Genomic DNA, 15,548 nt, shown 5'->3' with positions numbered 1-15,548 from the left:
CTCGCTCCGGTGGTGGCCCGTCCGGGCGGGGACGGCCCTCACGGCTGCTCCCCCGCCCGCACCGGCTCCCCCACCGGCGCCGGTTCCTGCGCCGGCACCGGCTGCTCCGCGCGGGTGACCACCGCCCGGTAGGCCGGCTCGCCGCGCATCAGCTCACGGTGGGTGCCGGCCGCCGCCACCGCGCCGTCGCGGATCAGCACCACCCGGTCGGCCCGGTCGAGCAGCAGCGGACTGGTGGCGAAGACCACCGTGGTGCGCCCCTCGCGGTTGCCGCGCAACCCGGCGGCGATCCGGGACTCGGTGTGCGCGTCGACCGCGCTGGTCGGCTCGTCCAGCACGAGCACCGGCGGGTCGGCCAGCAGCGAACGGGCCAGCGCCAGCCGCTGGCGCTGACCGCCGGACAGCGACCGCCCCCGCTCGGTGATCTCCGCCGCCATCACCGCCGCCCCTCCCGCTCCGTCCGGCGCGCCCTGCGCGCCGTCCAGCAGCGCGTCCAGCACGTCCTGCGCGCGGGCCGCGGCGAGCGCCTCCCACGGATCGACCCGGCCGGAGGAGGGGACGTCGAACAGTGCCGCCAGGGTGCCGGAGAGCAGCACCGGCTCCTTGTCGTGCACCAGCACGGCGGCCCTGGCCTCGGCCAGCGGGACGGCGTCCAGCTCGATGCCGCCGAGCCGGGCGGACGGCTCCGGCCGCCCGTCCCCGCCCACCGGGACGTGCCCGCCGAGCCGTTCGGCGAGCGCGCCGGCGACGTCCGGGTCGCCGCAGACCACGGCGGTCAGCTCGCCGGCCCGGGCGGTCAGCCCGGTGGCCGGGTCGAACAGGTCGGAGCGCGCCGGGTCGCCGAGCACGGCGTCCCCGGTGCCCTCCGTGCGGGCCAGCGCGAGCACCCGCACGGCCCGCCCGGCGGAGACCCGGGCCACGCTCCAGGCGTGCGCCGCCTCGCCGAGGATGCGCAGCGGCGCGGCGAGGAACGCGATGGAGCCGTAGACCGCGACCAGGGCGCCCACCGAGATCCGCCCGTCGGCCGCCAGCCGGGCGCCGTACCAGGTGACGCCGACCACGAAGAGACCGGGCAGCAGCACCTGCTGAGCCTGCATCAGGGAGCGGATCCGGGCCGAGCGGACGGCCGCGGCGCGGACCTTCTGGGAGGCGGCCCGGTAGCGGTCGAGGAAGAGCTCCTCGCCGCCGATGCCGCGCAGCACCCGCAGCCCGGCCACCGTGTCGGCGGCCAGTTCGGTGGCCTTGCCGCCGAGGGCGCGCTGCTCGCTGTAGCGGCGCTCGATCGGGCCGAGCAGCGGCCAGACCGAGGCCGCGAGCACGGGCACCCCGAGCAGCACGGCCAGTCCGAGCACCGGCTCGACGGCCAGCACCCCGGCACTGACCGCCAGCCAGACGGCGATCGCCCCGCGCAGCCGGGCGACGAGTTCGACGTACCAGCCGATCTTCTCGACGTCCCCGCTGCCGACCGCGACGACCTCGCCGGTGGCGATCCGCCGGGACAATCCGGCGCCGAGGTCGGACGCCTGACGGGCCACCAGCTGGCGGACCTGGCACACGGCGTGGATCCAGTTCCAGACCGACTGGCGGTGCAGCAGCACCGTCCCGAGCCCGGTGAGCACGGCCAGCACCAGGGCGAGCACGCCGGCCCGCCACAGCGCGCCGGAGTCCTCGTCGACGACGGCCTGGACGCCGAGGCCGACCGGCACCGGCAGGGCCGCCTGACAGCCCGTCTCCAGCAGCGACCAGCAGGTGGCGAGCACCTGCCCGCGCCGCTGGTCGCGCTGGAGCCATCGCAGGAAGGCGAGCGGGGAGGAGAGGTCGGGTCGGCCGGGATCGGCCAGGGGGAGGGTTTTGAGCAGCATGACGCTCCGTTGCGGGGCGGTGCGGGCGGAGGGTGCGGAGGACGGCCGGTAGGGTCACGGCCGTGGGTTCGTCAGGAGGTCATGGCAGGGAGCCTGCCAACTCGGATGTGATCTGCGCAACAGGTTTTCCGGGTACCCGGTCGGCGTCGTAGGGTTGTGCACGCGCCGTTAGCGCGCGTCGGAAAATTTCCCGGACGGGGAACATTTCCGGCCACCGCGCCGGTTGCCCCATCGGAACCACATGGACGACCAGGAGAGGGCACTCCTTCCGTGAGCAACATTCCCAGCGTCACGCTCAACGACGGCACCCGGATCCCCCAGCTCGGCTTCGGGGTCTGGCAGGTGCCGGACGCGGAGGCCACCGCCGCCGTCCGCACCGCGATCGAGGCCGGCTACCGCTCGATCGACACCGCCGCGATCTACGAGAACGAGGCCGGCACCGGCAAGGCGATCGCCGAGGCCCTGGCCGGCGGCGTCGCCCGCGAGGACCTCTACATCACCACCAAGCTGTGGAACTCCGGTACCCGCGACTGGTCGGGCGAGCAGGGCCGCGACGCGGTGCTGCGCGAGTTCGACGCCTCGCTGGACCGGCTCGGCCTGGACTACCTCGACCTCTACCTCATCCACTGGCCGCGCCCGATGCACGGCAGCTTCCCGAACGTCTGGAAGGCGCTGGAGCAGCTGAAGGCCGACGGCCGGGTCCGCTCGGTCGGCGTCTCCAACTTCGGCGCCGAGCAGCTCACCCGGCTCGCCGAGGAGTCCTCGCTCGTCCCGGCGCTGAACCAGGTCGAGCTGCACCCGTACTTCCCGCAGGACGAGCTGCGCGCCTTCCACGCGCGGCACGGCATCGCCACCGAGGCCTGGAGCCCGCTCGGCCAGGGCAAGGAGCTGCTCTCCGAGCCCGAGCTGACCCGGATCGCCGACAAGCACGGCCGCACCGTCGCCCAGGTGGTGCTCCGCTGGCACCTGCAGAGCGGCATCATCGCGATCCCGAAGTCGGTGACCCCCTCGCGGATCAAGGAGAACCTGGACGTCGCCGGCTTCGAGCTGGACGCCGAGGACCTCGCCGCGATCGCCGGCATCGCCACCGGCACCCGGATCGGCCCGGACCCGCAGGGCTTCGACTGGAACTGACCGGCCCCGGCGGCCCCGGCCGCCCGAGCGCGGGTCACATGCCGAAGGCCGCCCTCCCCAGCGGGAGGGCGGCCTTCGGCATGTGACCCGCGGAAGACCCGCGGAAGCCGTCACCGGGCCCGGGACCGGCGGGCCGGGGTCGACCCGCGGACGGCTGGCGGCCGACCGGCGGGCGACTGGCGAATCGTTTTGGCTGACAACCTCGGCGTTCCGGCTAGAGCCGGGCCGCCTTGGCGATCAGCGCGAGCGCGGCCTCGTGCTCCTCCTCCTCCAGCGGCGCCAGCAGCAGCTGCTGGACCTGCGCCACGCCGGCGGCCGAGCGGTGCAGCAGGTCCTGTCCCGCCGGTGAGAGCGAGAGCAGGTTGCGCCGTCCGTCCGAGGGGTCGCGGCGTCGCTGGACCAGGCCGCGCCGGACCAGCCGGCTGACCATCTCGGCCATCGTGGCCTTGTCCAGCGAGGCCAGCTCTCCCACCGTGCGCTGGTCGGCGCCCGGTTCCAGTTCGAGGGCGTCCAGCACCGCGTACTGCGGCGCCGTCAGCTCCGAACCGACGTGCTCCGACCAGAGCTTGGTGTGCACCTGCTGGCTCACCCGGATCAGGTAGCCGATCGCCCGCTGGGCGTCCAGCATCGGCCGCGCGTCCGTGAGGACGGCGACCTGGGCCGGCTCCAGTCTGGCTATCTTGGCCATCACGCGGACGATCTCCAGCTGCTCCTCCGGAGTGAGCGGCTCGAAGAGCGTGCGCTGCACGCGAACCACTCCGCCGGTGGCCTCGCGAACAGCCTGGGCGCCGCTCTGCGAGAGAGCGAGCAACTTGCGCCGGCCGTCGGCCGGGTCTCGGCGCCGCAGCACCAGGCCGCGCCGGACCAGCCGGGCGACCATCTCGGCCATCGTGGCCTTGTCGAGCGAGGCACGCTCGCCCACCGTGCGCTGGTCCGCGCCCGGTTCGAGGGCGAGGACCAGCAGGACCGCGAACTGCGGAGCCGTGAGATCGGCTCCGACGTGTTCGGACCACAGGCGGGTGTGGACCTGCTGTGCAACGCGGATCAGGTGTCCGGGCGACTGCTGCAGTCGCGCGGACACGCGGGTCGTCGGGATCTCCCCCAGCACCATGTATCCGTCCCGATGTCACACCCGGTGTGTGTGGGACACCCGGGTGGGGCAGTAACGGCGAGTGGGCGTCCCGCTGTGAGGGAGAACGCTCCAGCCGTGCAGCCGGTGGCTGCTGGCGGACACTATACAAACGGCGGGCCCTCGCTGGCAGGCAGGGGCGGATAGTAGACGCAGGTTCGGCAACATTGGCATATTTACGCGCCGCGCCGACCCGTCGGTAACCCGTTCACAGGAGAAAGCCGACCGGTCGGTCCTTACCCACGGTCACCTGCGCCTTCACCCTGGCCGCACCCCCTACTCGCCGGTAGGGTGTGGCCACCGGGGCGGATCCGACCTCCGGAGCGGCCCGGGGATCCCGAGTGCCGCCCGAGCGGTTCCTGGGAGTTCCCTGGGTCCCCGGGCCGCCGCCGGCCGGCCGACGCGCCGACTCCGGAGCGCGACCGGCGCCGCGCCGGCGGGTTGCGACACCCCGCCACCTGCAACTGACCTGCAACAACGCCCGATCACTCCGAGAGAGACGAGACCGAGCATGACCGAGCAGACCACCACCCCCCGGGTCGCCGTCGTCACCGGCGCCGCGCGCGGACTGGGTGCCGCCACCGCCGAGCGGCTGGCCGCCGACGGCTACGCCGTGGCCGTCCTCGACCTGGAGGAGTCGGCCGGCCGGGAGACCGTCGAGCGGATCACCGCCGCCGGCGGGCGCGCCCTCGCCGTCGGCGCCGACGTCTCGGACGCCGTTCAGGTCCAGGCCGCCGTCGAGCGGATCGCCGCCGAACTCGGCGCGCCGGTCGTGCTCGTGAACAACGCGGGCGTCCTCCGCGACAACCTGATCTTCAAGATGACCGAATCGGACTGGGACACGGTCATGAACGTGCACCTGCGGGGCGCGTTCCTGATGACCCGGGCGGTCCAGAAGTACATGGTGGACGCCGGCTTCGGACGCATCGTCAACCTGTCGTCCTCCTCCGCCCAGGGCAACCGGGGCCAGGCCAACTACTCCGCCGCCAAGGCCGGCCTGCAGGGCTTCACCAAGACCCTGGCCGTCGAGCTCGGCAAGTTCGGCATCACCGCCAACGCGGTCGCCCCCGGCTTCATCGCCACCGACATGACCGCCGCCACCGCCGCCCGGGTCGGCATGGACTTCGAGGACTTCAAGGCCGCCGCGGCCACCCAGATCCCGGTCCAGCGGGTCGGCGAGCCGCAGGACGTGGCCCACGCCATCTCGTTCTTCGCCTCCGAGGGCGCCGGCTTCGTCTCCGGGCAGGTGGTCTACGTGGCCGGCGGTCCCCTCGACTGAGCCACCGAACCTACACAGGGTTACCACGGGGTGGGAACCGGCGCCGCCGGTCTCCCGCCCCGTTCCTTTTGCCCGGACTTGGGAAAAAGCACACGAACCCCTTACGGACATTCGATCCGAAAACGCCGTTGGATCGTCCTGAAACAGACCTCCAGCGATCGGAGAACGGCTTTGCCGGGGAATTCCGAATGAGACGGAGAATCACACTGCGTTGCTGGGTAGGGTCACCGCCGTGCAAGCGCCGAGTGAACTGCCGGACCGCCCGGAGCACCTGACCACCCGCCGCGAGCGCCCGCGCGCCACCCGCCGCGAGCCCGACTGGCCACCCCTCGGCCGCCGGCAGGCCGCCCTGCTGGGCCTGGCCGCGCTCGGCTACCTGCTCGTGGTCGCCGCCGTCCTGCTCGACACCTCGCTGGTCGACCTCGACTGGAAGATACGCCTGTACCGGCCCTCCGAGCACTGGCCCGGTCTGCAGCCGCTCCTCGACAACTGGGTGGTGGCCGGGCAGCGCGGCCCCTCCGCGTTCGCCGCCTTCACCTGGCTCGGCTGGCGCGCCCGCCGGCTCGGCCGGATCCGGCCACTGCTGGTGATGGGCACCGCCCTGCTGCTGCTCAACCTCACGGTCGGCGGGGTCAAGATCGTCACCGGTCGGCTCGGCCCGCACTACGCCCACTACGTGGGCTCGCCCGAACTCTTCTCCGGCGGCACCATCTTCCCGTCCGGTCACACCGCGAACGCCGTGGTCACCTGGGGCGCGCTGGCCTACCTGTCGGTCCGCTGGCGGCGCACCGGCGCGCTGCTGGCCGCGGCCACCGCCTGGTCGGTCGGCCTCACCACGGTCTACCTGGGCACCCACTGGGTCACCGACGTGCTGGCCGGCTGGGCCGCCGGCCTGCTGGTGCTGCTCTCGCTCCCGCTGCTGGAACCGCTGGTGCTCGCCACCGAACGCCGCCTCACCCGGCGCGATCCGAGAGAGCGTGCCTAGCCCTCCCAGCTGCGAACCACCACCCCGTCGCGCACCGCGAGGTTGAGCCGCCCCTCCCGGTGGTCCATGGTCATCGCCGCCCCCTGCGGCAGCACCCGCACCGAGGCCCAGCCGTGCCTCCGGGCCAGCTCCTCGGCCCGCTCGACCCGCAGCCCCGCATAACCCTCCGCGTCCGGCTCCGTCATCGCCCCTCCCCGGCTCGCCCTACGGACGTACGCTGGAATGGTAGACGGCCCGTACGGATCCGGCCGCACGGGCGGGGACGAACCGGACCTCGGGAAGTGAGCGCGGATGCCCGCCACCACCCCGCGGCGGTGGCGCAGCGGCTCCGAGCCCGCCACCGCCCGCAGCGACCTCAAGCTGCGCTACCTGCTCTCGCTGACCTTCACCCCGCTGTTCGCGCTGGCCACCGCGGGCTTCGCGTTCTGGGCCGCGAACGCCCCGGCGTTCGGCGCGCCGAGCCGGGGCACCCTGACCGGGTTCGCCGTGGCCTGCGGGATCCTCACCCTGTTCGCCGTCGTCGATCTCGTGATCGTGATCCGGCGCCGCCGGACCGAGCTCTGACGCGGTGTCTCCCGAGGGGTGGGAAGCCGTCCCCGGCCTCCCACCCCCCTCGAACGCATCCGGCACGCCGCGGCCTCAGCGGTTGCTGACCGCCTGCTTGACCAGCGTCCGCCCGAAGTCCCACATCAGGCCGCTCCCCCGGTGCGCGTCCTCCATCACCTCGGTGAAGGCCGTCATGAACCGGTCCACGTCCTGCTCGGTGATGATCAGCGGCGGGATCAGCTTGATCACCTCCAGGTGGTCCCCGGACACCTGGGTGAGGATCCGGTGCCGCTGGAGCAGCGGGACGACCACCATCTGGGCGAACAGGCCCTTGCGGGCGGCCTGGAGGGCCGTCCATCCGGTCCGCAGCTTCAGCGACCTGGGCCGGCCGAACTCGATGCCGATCATCAGCCCGCGCCCGCGCACCTCGGCGAGCAGCTCGTACCGGTCGACCAGCGCGGTCAGCCGCTCGCGGAAGTGGTCGCCCACCTTGCGGGCGTTCTCCACCACCCGCTCGTCCCGCACGACCTCCAGGGTCGCCAGGCCGGCCGCCATCGCCTGGGCGTTGGAGCCGAAGCTGGCCGAGTGCACCAGCACCCGGTCCATCGAGGAGTACACCTTCTCGAAGATCCAGCCCTTGCCGAGGGTCGCCCCGACCGGGACGTAGCCGCCGGACAGCGCCTTGGCCGCGCAGACCAGGTCCGGCAGTACGCCGTCCTCGTGCTGGTAGGCGAAGAAGTCGCCGGTGCGCCCGATGCCGGTCTGCACCTCGTCGCAGATCAGCAGCGCCTTGTGGTCGTGCAGCAGCTCCTGCGCGGCCCGCAGCCAGCCGGGCGGGGTCGCCTGCACGCCCTTGCCCTGGATCGGCTCGACGATCAGTGCCGCGACGTCGCCGCGCTTCAGCTCCCTGGCCAGCGCCGCGAGGTCGCCGAGCGGGATCGCGGTGTCCGGCAGCAGCGGGTCGAAGCCCTTGCGGAAGCCGCTCTCGCCGTTCACCGAGAGCGAGCCGGTGGTCAGCCCGTGGAAGGCGTGGTCCGCGTAGAGGATCCGCCGGCGGCCGGTGGCGTACCGGGCGAACTTGAGCGCGGTCTCCACCGCCTCGGTGCCGCTGTTGCCGAAGAAGACCCGGTCCAGCCCGGGCGCGTACGACAGCAGGCGCTCGGCGAGCAGGCCGGGCAGCGGCGAGGCGTCGAAGCGGACCAGGTCCGGCAGGTCGAGGTCCATCACCTGCTGGACGGCCGAGCGGACCACCGGGTGGTGGCGGCCCAGCGCGAAGATGCCGAAGCCGGCCAGCATGTCGAGGTACTCGTTGCCCTCGGCGTCGTAGAAGTACTGCCCCCGGGCGCGCTCGTAGTACCGGTCGAAACCGATGGTGTGCAGCATCCGCGCCAGCTGCGGGTTCAGGTAGCGGCTCTGCAGCTCGTAGCGTTCGCCGCCGCGCTCGGCGAGCAGGGCGGCCAGGTCGAAGCGCGAGCCGGGGCGCGCGGAGGCGTCGACCCGCTGCTGGAAGCCGGTGCGGTCGAGGCGGTCGGTGCTGTCGGGGTCAGCCGGCATGGTGCTGGTTCGCTCCTCGGTTCGGAAGTCCCCGGTCCGGTAGTCCTCGGGCCGGAAGCAGGTGCTTGGCGAAGGCGGCGGTCTGGGCGGCGACCCCGGTGCCGGTCAGCCCGGCCTCCTCCAGGATCTCGCCGCGCGCGGCGTGCCCGAGGAACTCCTGCGGCAGGCCGAGCACCCGCACCGGCACGTCCACCTCCGCGTCCCGCAGCGCCTGGGCGACCGCCGCGCCGACCCCTCCGGTGCGCCCGTTGTCCTCGACGGTGACCACCAGCCGGTGCCCGGCGGCGAGGGCCGCCAGCGCCGGGTCGACCGGCTTGACCCAGCGCGGGTCGACGACCGTCGCGGTGAACCCCTCCGCGAGCAGCAGCCGGGCCGCGTCCAGCGCGGCGCCCGCCATGGTGCCGACGGCGACCAGCAGGATCTCCGGCGGCTCCCCGGTGCGCAGCAGGACGTCCACGCCGCCGACCCGCTCGACGGCGGGCACGGCCGGGCCGACGGTGCCCTTGGGGAAGCGCACCACGGTCGGGGCGTCCTCGACCGCGAGGGCCTCGCGCAGCTGGGCGCGCAGCTGCTCGGCGTCGCGCGGGGCGGCGAGCCGCAGGCCGGGGACGACCTGCAGGATCGACAGGTCCCACATGCCGTTGTGCGAGGCGCCGTCGTTGCCGGTGACGCCGGAGCGGTCCAGCACGAAGGTGACGCCCAGCTTGTGCAGCGCGACGTCCATCAGCACCTGGTCGAAGGCCCGGTTGAGGAAGGTCGCGTACACCGCCACCACCGGGTGCAGGCCGCCGGTGGCCAGGCCGGCCGCGCTGGTGACGGCGTGCTGCTCGGCGATGCCCACGTCGAAGGTCCGCTCGGGGTAGGCCTTGGCGAACCCGGCCAGCCCGACCGGCTGGAGCATCGCGGCGGTGATCGCCACCACGTCCGGCCGCTCGGCGCCGACGGCGAGCAGCTCCTCCCCGAACACGGAGGTCCAGGAGACACCGGCGCTGGGCGCGACCGGCAGGCAGGTGTAGGGGTCGATCGGGTTGACGGCGTGGAAGCGGTCGGCCTCGTCCTGCTCGGCGGGCCGGTAGCCGCGGCCCTTGACGGTCAGGCAGTGCACGATCACCGGGCCGCCGAAGCCGCGCGCCTTGGTGAGCGCGGACTCCAGGGCGGCCAGGTCGTGGCCGTCGATCGGACCGAGGTACTTCAGGCCGAGGTCCTCGAACATGCCCTGCGGGGCGAAGGCGTCCTTGAAGCCCTTCTTGGCGCCGTGCAGCGCGTCGAAGATCGGCTGGCCGACCACCGGGGTGCGCTGCAGCGCGTCCTTGCCCCAGGACAGGAAGCGCTCGTAGCCCTGGGTGGTGCGCAGCGCGGCGAGGTGGTTGGCCAGGCCGCCGATGGTCCGCGCGTAGGAGCGCTCGTTGTCGTTGACGACGACGACCAGCGGCCGGTCCCTGGCGGCGGCGATGTTGTTGAGCGCCTCCCAGGCCAGGCCGCCGGTGAGCGCGCCGTCGCCGATCACGGCCACCACGGGGTCGTCCCTGCCCAGCAGCTGGTTGGCCTTGGCCAGGCCGTCGGCGTAGGAGAGCGCGGTGGAGGCGTGCGAGTTCTCGACGAGGTCGTGCTCGGACTCGGCGCGCGAGGGGTAGCCGGACAGGCCGCCCCGGGTACGCAGCCGGGAGAAGTCCTGGCGGCCGGTGAGCAGCTTGTGGACGTAGCTCTGGTGGCCGGTGTCCCAGACGATCCGGTCGCGCGGGGAGTCGAAGACCCGGTGCAGCGCGATGGTCAGTTCGACGACGCCGAGGTTGGGCCCCAGGTGGCCGCCGGTGCGGGTGACGGCGTCGATCAGGAAGTCGCGGATCTCGTCGGCGAGCCGGGGCAGCTCGGCGGCCGGGAGGGCTCGGAGGTCCGCCGGGGACGTGATGCCGGAGAGCAGTGACATGGCTTTCACCTCACGACTCGGAGCGGTGCGGTGGGTGCCCCGCCGTGGCCGCGCCGCGCGGGGTGGTCCGGCCGGGGTCGGCGGCCCGGGCCGGACGGGGCGGCCGGCGGGGTGCGCCGGCCGCCGGGGAGTGCGCTCAGTGGCTCCGGCTGGAGCCGACGGTCTCGGTGATCGCCCGCAGGGACTCCTTGAGGGAGCCCATGGTGGCGAGGACGGCGGTCGGCTCGTAGCCGCAGTGCGCCATGCAGTTGGCGCAGCGGGCGTCCTTGCCGCGTCCGTACTTGTCCCAGTCGGTCTTCTCGATCAGCTCGCGGTAGGTCGGCACGTAGCCGTCGGCCATCAGGTAGCAGGGCCGCTGCCAGCCGAACAGCGAGTAGTTGGGGATGCCCCAGGCGGTGCACTCGAAGTCGACCCGGCCCTCCAGGAAGTCCAGGAAGAGCGGGCTGTGGTTGAGCCGCCAGCGCCGCCGGTTGCCGCCGGCGAAGGTCTTGCGGAAGAGCTCGCGGGTCTGCTCGACGCCGAGGAAGTGCTCCTGGTCGGGGGCCTTCTCGTAGGCGAACGCCGGGGAGATCATCATCTCGTCGACCTTGAGCTCGTCGTTGAGGTAGTCGAGCACGTCGATGATGGTCTGCGGGGTGTCGGTGTTGAAGAAGGTGGAGTTGGTGGTCACCCGGAAGCCGCGCCGCTTGGCCTCCTTGATCGCCTCCACCGCCTCGTCGAAGGTGCCCTCCTTGGCCACCGAGGCGTCGTGCCGCTCGCGCAGCCCGTCGATGTGCACGGTGAAGGTGAAGTACGGCGAGGGCTTGAACTTGTCCAGCTTCTTGCGCAGCAGCAGCGCGTTGGTGCAGAGGAACACGTACTTGCGGCGCTCCACCAGCTGCCGGACGATCTCGTCGATCTGCGGGTGCATCAGCGGCTCGCCGCCGGCGATCGAGACCATCGGGGCGCCCGACTCCAGGACCGCGCCGACCGCCTGGGCGACCGGCATCCGCTGCTTCAGCACGCCCGCCGGGTGCTGGATCTTGCCGCACCCCTCGCAGGCCAGGTTGCAGGCGAAGAGCGGTTCCAGTTCGACGATCAGCGGGAATTTGTCGCGTCGCTTCAGCTTCTGCTGCATGAGATAGGTGCCGACCCGCACGGTCTGGCGCAGCGGCATGGCCATGGCTAGCTCGCCTCCTGGGGGAGCGTCGAGGATGTCGGGTGGTTGAGGGCGGCGGGCGCGGGGCGGCCGCGGGGCGGCCGGTCGTCGCGCAGGTGCCAGTCGACCAGGGCGGGCACCGTGGAGCGCAGGGTGCGCCAGGCGCGGACGCCGGCCGGCAGGGTGCCCGGGCGCAGCAGCTCGCGCTCGGGCGTGTCGACCACGACCCGCAGGACGGCCGCGGGCAGGCCCGGGCGCAGCTCGCACAGGGCCGCCAGCACGGCGGCGGCCTCCATGTCGACGGCGAGCGCGCCCTGGAGGTGCAGGGCGCGCCGTTCCAGGCCGCGCACCACGTGGTCGGCGGTGTGGTGCACGCCGGTGTGCGCGGTCAGGCCGCGCACGGTCAGGGCCCGGGTGAGCGCCGGGCCGGAGTCGACGGCGAAGTGGTTGCCCTCGGCATCGCGCACCCCGTCGGCAACGATCACGTCACCGGGCGTTATTCCCGGCGCGACGGCGGCGCCGAAGCCGGCCACCACGACGGCCCCGTAGCCGCCCGGGGCAGCGGTGAGCAGCCTCCTGACGGTATGTGAGGCGCGCCGCCGGCCGACGCCGGTGCGCACCACGACGGGCGGGCCGCCCGCCGCGCCGCGCCAGTCCCCGCCGCGCAGGGCCCACACCTCGGGGCCGAGCGCGCAGAGGACCAGCAGCGGGGAAGCGGTCACCGGGACGCCCCGATCGCCGCCGGGCCGCCGGCCGGGCGGCCGACGGCGGGGTTGCCGTGCAGATAGCGGCCGAGCGCGGTGACCGGGAACACCAGCCGGTACAGGTGGTAGTTGATGGAGAAGTCCCACGGGAAGCCGGTGCCGGTGAACTGGGGCTCGTCCCAGGTGCCCTCGGGCAGCTGGGTGCGCACCAGCCAGTCCACGCCGCGCTCCACCGCCGGGTTGGCCCGGCCGTCCGGCCCCTCGCCGGCCGCGAGCAGCGCCATCAGCGCCCACGCGGTCTGCGAGGCGGTGGAGTCGCCCCGCCCGGCCCAGCGCGCCGGGTCGTCGTAGGAGCGCATGTCCTCGCCCCAGCCGCCGTCGGCGTTCTGACGGTCCTCCAGCCAGCGCACCGACCGGCGGATCGCCGGGTGCTCGGCCGGGACGCCGGCCGCGACCAGCGCGGGCAGCACCGAGCCGGTGCCGTAGATGTAGTTGGTGCCCCAGCGGCCGAACCAGGAGCCGTCCGCCTCCTGGTTGCGCAGCAGCCACTCCACGCCGCGCCGGGTGCGCGGGTCGTGCGCCCGGCCGACCTCGGCGAGCATCTCCACGACGTGCGCGGTGACGTCCGCCGACGGCGGGTCGACGACCTCGCCGAAGTCGCAGAACGGCAGCTTGTTCGGCAGGGTGCTGGTGTTGTCGACGTCGAAGGCGCCCCAGGCCCCGTTCTTGGACTGCATGCCGAGGTTCCAGCGCACGCCCCGGTCGACGGAGGCGGCCACCTTGGCGGGGTCGGGGTGGGCGACCCGGCGCAGCGCGAGCACCACCTCGGCGGTGTCGTCGATGTCCGGGTAGGTGTCGTTCTCGAACTCGAAGGCCCAGCCGCCGGGGGCGAGCGAGGGCCGCTTGACCGACCAGTCGCCGTGCTTGGTGATCTCCTCGCCGAGCATCCAGTCGACGGCGGAGACCAGCGCCGGGTGGTCGGCCGGCACGCCGGCGTCGACCAGGGCGATGGTGGCCAGGCAGGTGTCCCAGACCGGGGACTGGCAGGCCTCCAGCCAGCGCCGGCCGTCGGGGGTGTGCACGGTGAAGCGGTCGAAGGACGCCAGCCCGGCGCGCATCACCGGGTGGTCGAGCTCGTAGCCCTCCAGGTGCAGGGCGATCAGCGAGTAGACGGCGGGCGGCTGGATGCCGCCCCAGCAGCCGTCGGCCTCCTGGCGCTCGACGATCCAGCGGCAGGCCTGGGAGAGCGCGAGCCGGCGCAGCGGGCGCAGGGCGCGCCGGTGGTAGGCGTGCAGGACCTTGTCGAGGCGTTCGAACAGGCCGTCCCAGCTGGTGGCCGGGGCGAGCGGCCGGGCGGGGTAGGGGTCGTCCGGGTCGGTGTGCAGCTCGGTGAGCGGGAAGGGCGCCGGGCGCACCGGGCGGTGCGCGGAGACGATGGTCAGCGGGACGATGGTCTGCCGGGCCCAGCAGCCGAAGGCGTAGATGTTCAGCGGCAGCCACTTGGGCAGGAACATGATCTCGGGCGGCATCTCGGGCAGCCGCTCCCAGGGCCACCAGCCGAAGAGCGCGAGCCAGATCCGGGTGAACACCCGGGAGGCCGCGATGCCTCCGGCGGAGCGGATCCAGCGGGCGGCGGCCTGCATGTGCGGGGCGCCGGGGTCGTCGCCGGCGAGCTTCAGCGCGACGTACGCCTCGACGGTGGTGGAGAGTTCGGCCGGCCCGCCGTGGAAGGTGGACCAGGTGCCGTCCTCGCGCTGCTGGGAGCGGATCCACTCGGCGGTGGCCTTGGTCTGCTCCTCGGTGAGGATTCCGAGGAACTGCCGGAGCAGTAAGTCCTCGGCGTCCATCGTGACGTTGGTCTCCAGGTCGCCCTTCCACCACCCCTCGGAACTCTGCAGGGAGAGCAGGTGGGTGGTGGCACGGGCCAGCGCCTCCTCGGCGGAGGCGGCCCCGTCCGGCTGCTGATCGGTCCGGCCGGCCGGGGCGTCCGGGGCGGATCCCTCGGGCTGCCACCGCCCGGCGCTCAGCAGCGCCGGGGGGAGGCCTCCCACCGCGACCGGCTCGGAATCGTACTCAGGGTCGAGCCGGCCGTCCGCGGTTGCTGTCAACGTAACGTCACCTCTCTCGTACCACCACGAATTCGGCGAGTGCGACGAAGTGCTCGCGCACCACGTCGGGCATGGGCACCTCGTCCAGGGCGGCGAGGGCAGTCGTGTGCTGGCGGCGGGCCTCCTCCTGGGTCCAGGCCCGCCCGCCGGCCTGCTCGATCAGCAGGGCCCGGGCGGCCAGCTCGGTCTCGCTCTCCTCGCCGCGCCCCTTGGGGTCGGCGAGCTGTTCGGCCAGTTCGCGGGAGGCCTTGCCGCCCTCGGCGAGGGCGGCGGCGACCGGCAGGGACTTCTTGCGCTGGCGCAGGTCGCCCCAGTGCGGCTTGCCGGTGACCTCGGTGGCCCCCCAGATGCCGAGCAGGTCGTCGACCGCCTGGAAGGCCAGACCCAGGTGCTCGCCGAAGCGCTGGAGGGAGTCCGCGGACCGGTCGTCGGCGCCGGCCAGGACGGCGCCGAGCGCCGAGGCGGCGGAGAGCAGGGCGGCGGTCTTGCCGCCCTCCATCTCCAGGCACTCGGCGACGGTGACGGTGTCCCGCTGCTCGAAGGCGACGTCCATCGCCTGGCCGTCGATCAGCCGGCGGCTGGCGGTGTTGAGCAGCCGGACGGCACGCGCGGCGTCGGTGGCGCTCGCGCCGCCCGCGGTGGCGGCGTCCAGCAGCACCTCCGTACCGAGCGTCGCCAGGGCGTCACCGACCAGGATCGCCTGGGCCGGTCCGAAGACCGTCCAGGCGGTGGCCCGGTGGCGCCGGGTCTCGTCACCGTCCATCAGATCATCATGGAGCAGGGAGAAGTTGTGCACCAGTTCAACAGCGACCCCACCGGGCACACCGGCTTCCGCCGGGGCGCCGGCGGCCTGGGCCGAGAGCAGGGCCAGGGCCGGGCGGACGGCCTTGCCGCCGTCCCCCGCGACCGGCGCGCCGTCCCGGTCGATCCAGCCGAAGTGGTACGCCGCGACGGTGTCCATGGGTGCCGCCAGACGGGCGACGGCGGCCCTCAGCGGCGGGGTGCAGAGCGCGCGGGTGCGGTTGAGCAGCTCCGGCACCGAGACCGGTTCGGCATGTGCCGTGCCTCCGACGGCCCTGCCGATGCGTGACTCCACGTACGTTCCCTCTCCCTGGTGGTGCCTGGCCGCGTGGGACGGCCGGACGCTGGCGGTGGTGGTGCGGCCGGTGGGGCCACGGCCGG

At 73.6% G+C, this 15,548-nt stretch carries 13 protein-coding genes; 4 read left to right on the top strand and 9 right to left on the bottom strand.

The genetic code is table 11. From position 1 onward, the window contains the following. Positions 1-38: 38 nt before the first annotated feature. A complete protein-coding gene (locus tag ABT238_RS09260) occupies positions 39-1,862 on the bottom strand; it encodes an ABC transporter ATP-binding protein (RefSeq protein ID WP_350756302.1) in 1,824 nt (607 codons plus the stop codon). A gap of 270 nt (positions 1,863-2,132) precedes the next feature. Between ABT238_RS09260 and ABT238_RS09255 the strand changes: the two genes are divergently transcribed. Further along, positions 2,133-2,996, top strand: a complete 864-nt coding sequence (locus ABT238_RS09255) for an aldo/keto reductase (protein WP_350563834.1) — start codon at positions 2,133-2,135, stop codon at positions 2,994-2,996. A gap of 214 nt (positions 2,997-3,210) precedes the next feature. Here ABT238_RS09255 and ABT238_RS09250 read toward each other — a convergent pair whose 3' ends face one another. Continuing rightward, positions 3,211-4,077 (bottom strand): MarR family winged helix-turn-helix transcriptional regulator, encoded by an 867-nt coding sequence (locus tag ABT238_RS09250; protein ID WP_350756300.1) that lies wholly within the window; start codon positions 4,075-4,077, stop codon positions 3,211-3,213. Between the two features lie 559 nt (positions 4,078-4,636). Here ABT238_RS09250 and fabG point away from each other — a divergent pair. Together fabG and ABT238_RS09240 are read left to right on the top strand one after the other, a co-directional pair. Beyond that, positions 4,637-5,404 carry a 3-oxoacyl-ACP reductase FabG gene (gene fabG, locus ABT238_RS09245; RefSeq protein ID WP_350756298.1) on the top strand — a complete coding sequence of 256 codons (768 nt, stop codon included), beginning with the start codon at positions 4,637-4,639 and terminating at the stop codon, positions 5,402-5,404. A gap of 232 nt (positions 5,405-5,636) precedes the next feature. After that, positions 5,637-6,389 (top strand): phosphatase PAP2 family protein, encoded by a 753-nt coding sequence (locus ABT238_RS09240; RefSeq protein ID WP_350563842.1) that lies wholly within the window; start codon positions 5,637-5,639, stop codon positions 6,387-6,389. Here the strand turns inward: ABT238_RS09240 and ABT238_RS09235 are convergent. After that, positions 6,386-6,574, bottom strand: coding sequence for an I78 family peptidase inhibitor (locus tag ABT238_RS09235; protein WP_350563844.1), 189 nt, complete (start codon positions 6,572-6,574; stop codon positions 6,386-6,388). The genes ABT238_RS09240 and ABT238_RS09235 overlap by 4 nt on opposite strands. A 106-nt stretch (positions 6,575-6,680) precedes the next feature. On the opposite strand from ABT238_RS09235, the gene ABT238_RS09230 reads away from it, so the two are divergent. After that, entirely contained in the window at positions 6,681-6,953 is a 273-nt protein-coding gene (locus ABT238_RS09230) for a DUF6343 family protein (protein WP_350563847.1), read from the top strand. A gap of 75 nt (positions 6,954-7,028) precedes the next feature. Here the strand turns inward: ABT238_RS09230 and ABT238_RS09225 are convergent, their stop codons facing one another. From ABT238_RS09225 to ABT238_RS09200, 6 genes are all read right to left on the bottom strand, one after another. After that, positions 7,029-8,489: an aspartate aminotransferase family protein gene (locus tag ABT238_RS09225; protein ID WP_350563849.1), complete on the bottom strand. Its 1,461-nt coding sequence runs from the start codon at positions 8,487-8,489 to the stop codon at positions 7,029-7,031. Next, positions 8,479-10,416: a 1-deoxy-D-xylulose-5-phosphate synthase gene (dxs, locus tag ABT238_RS09220; protein WP_350563852.1), complete on the bottom strand. Its 1,938-nt coding sequence runs from the start codon at positions 10,414-10,416 to the stop codon at positions 8,479-8,481. Before dxs ends, ABT238_RS09225 begins: the two co-directional genes overlap by 11 nt. Positions 10,417-10,552: 136 nt before the next feature. Further along, positions 10,553-11,578: an adenosyl-hopene transferase HpnH gene (gene hpnH, locus ABT238_RS09215; protein WP_350563854.1), complete on the bottom strand. Its 1,026-nt coding sequence runs from the start codon at positions 11,576-11,578 to the stop codon at positions 10,553-10,555. 2 nt (positions 11,579-11,580) lie between these two features. Then, positions 11,581-12,276, bottom strand: a complete 696-nt coding sequence (locus tag ABT238_RS09210; RefSeq protein ID WP_350563857.1) for a 5'-methylthioadenosine/S-adenosylhomocysteine nucleosidase family protein — start codon at positions 12,274-12,276, stop codon at positions 11,581-11,583. After that, positions 12,273-14,366, bottom strand: coding sequence for a squalene--hopene cyclase (shc, locus tag ABT238_RS09205; RefSeq protein WP_350563860.1), 2,094 nt, complete (start codon positions 14,364-14,366; stop codon positions 12,273-12,275). The genes ABT238_RS09210 and shc overlap by 4 nt, the downstream gene beginning before the upstream one ends. A 7-nt stretch (positions 14,367-14,373) precedes the next feature. After that, a complete protein-coding gene (locus ABT238_RS09200) occupies positions 14,374-15,462 on the bottom strand; it encodes a polyprenyl synthetase family protein (RefSeq protein WP_502884221.1) in 1,089 nt (362 codons plus the stop codon). Between the last annotated feature and the right edge of the window lie 86 nt (positions 15,463-15,548).

The organism is Kitasatospora sp. NPDC001527, from assembly GCF_040298605.1.
Taxonomy (GTDB): domain Bacteria; phylum Actinomycetota; class Actinomycetes; order Streptomycetales; family Streptomycetaceae; genus Kitasatospora.
This window is presented reverse-complemented; position numbering and strand designations above follow the sequence as displayed.

Bases quoted from the DNA above. Each gene is read 5' to 3' on its own strand.
- ABT238_RS09225 (WP_350563849.1), bottom strand. From the start codon at position 8,489: ATGCCGGCTGACCCCGACAGCACCGACCGCCTCGACCGCACCGGCTTC.
- dxs (WP_350563852.1), bottom strand. From the start codon at position 10,416: ATGTCACTGCTCTCCGGCATCACGTCCCCGGCGGACCTCCGAGCCCTC.
- hpnH (WP_350563854.1), bottom strand. From the start codon at position 11,578: ATGGCCATGCCGCTGCGCCAGACCGTGCGGGTCGGCACCTATCTCATG.
- fabG (WP_350756298.1), top strand. From the start codon at position 4,637: ATGACCGAGCAGACCACCACCCCCCGGGTCGCCGTCGTCACCGGCGCC.
- ABT238_RS09230 (WP_350563847.1), top strand. From the start codon at position 6,681: ATGCCCGCCACCACCCCGCGGCGGTGGCGCAGCGGCTCCGAGCCCGCC.
- ABT238_RS09235 (WP_350563844.1), bottom strand. From the start codon at position 6,574: ATGACGGAGCCGGACGCGGAGGGTTATGCGGGGCTGCGGGTCGAGCGG.
- ABT238_RS09260 (WP_350756302.1), bottom strand. From the start codon at position 1,862: ATGCTGCTCAAAACCCTCCCCCTGGCCGATCCCGGCCGACCCGACCTC.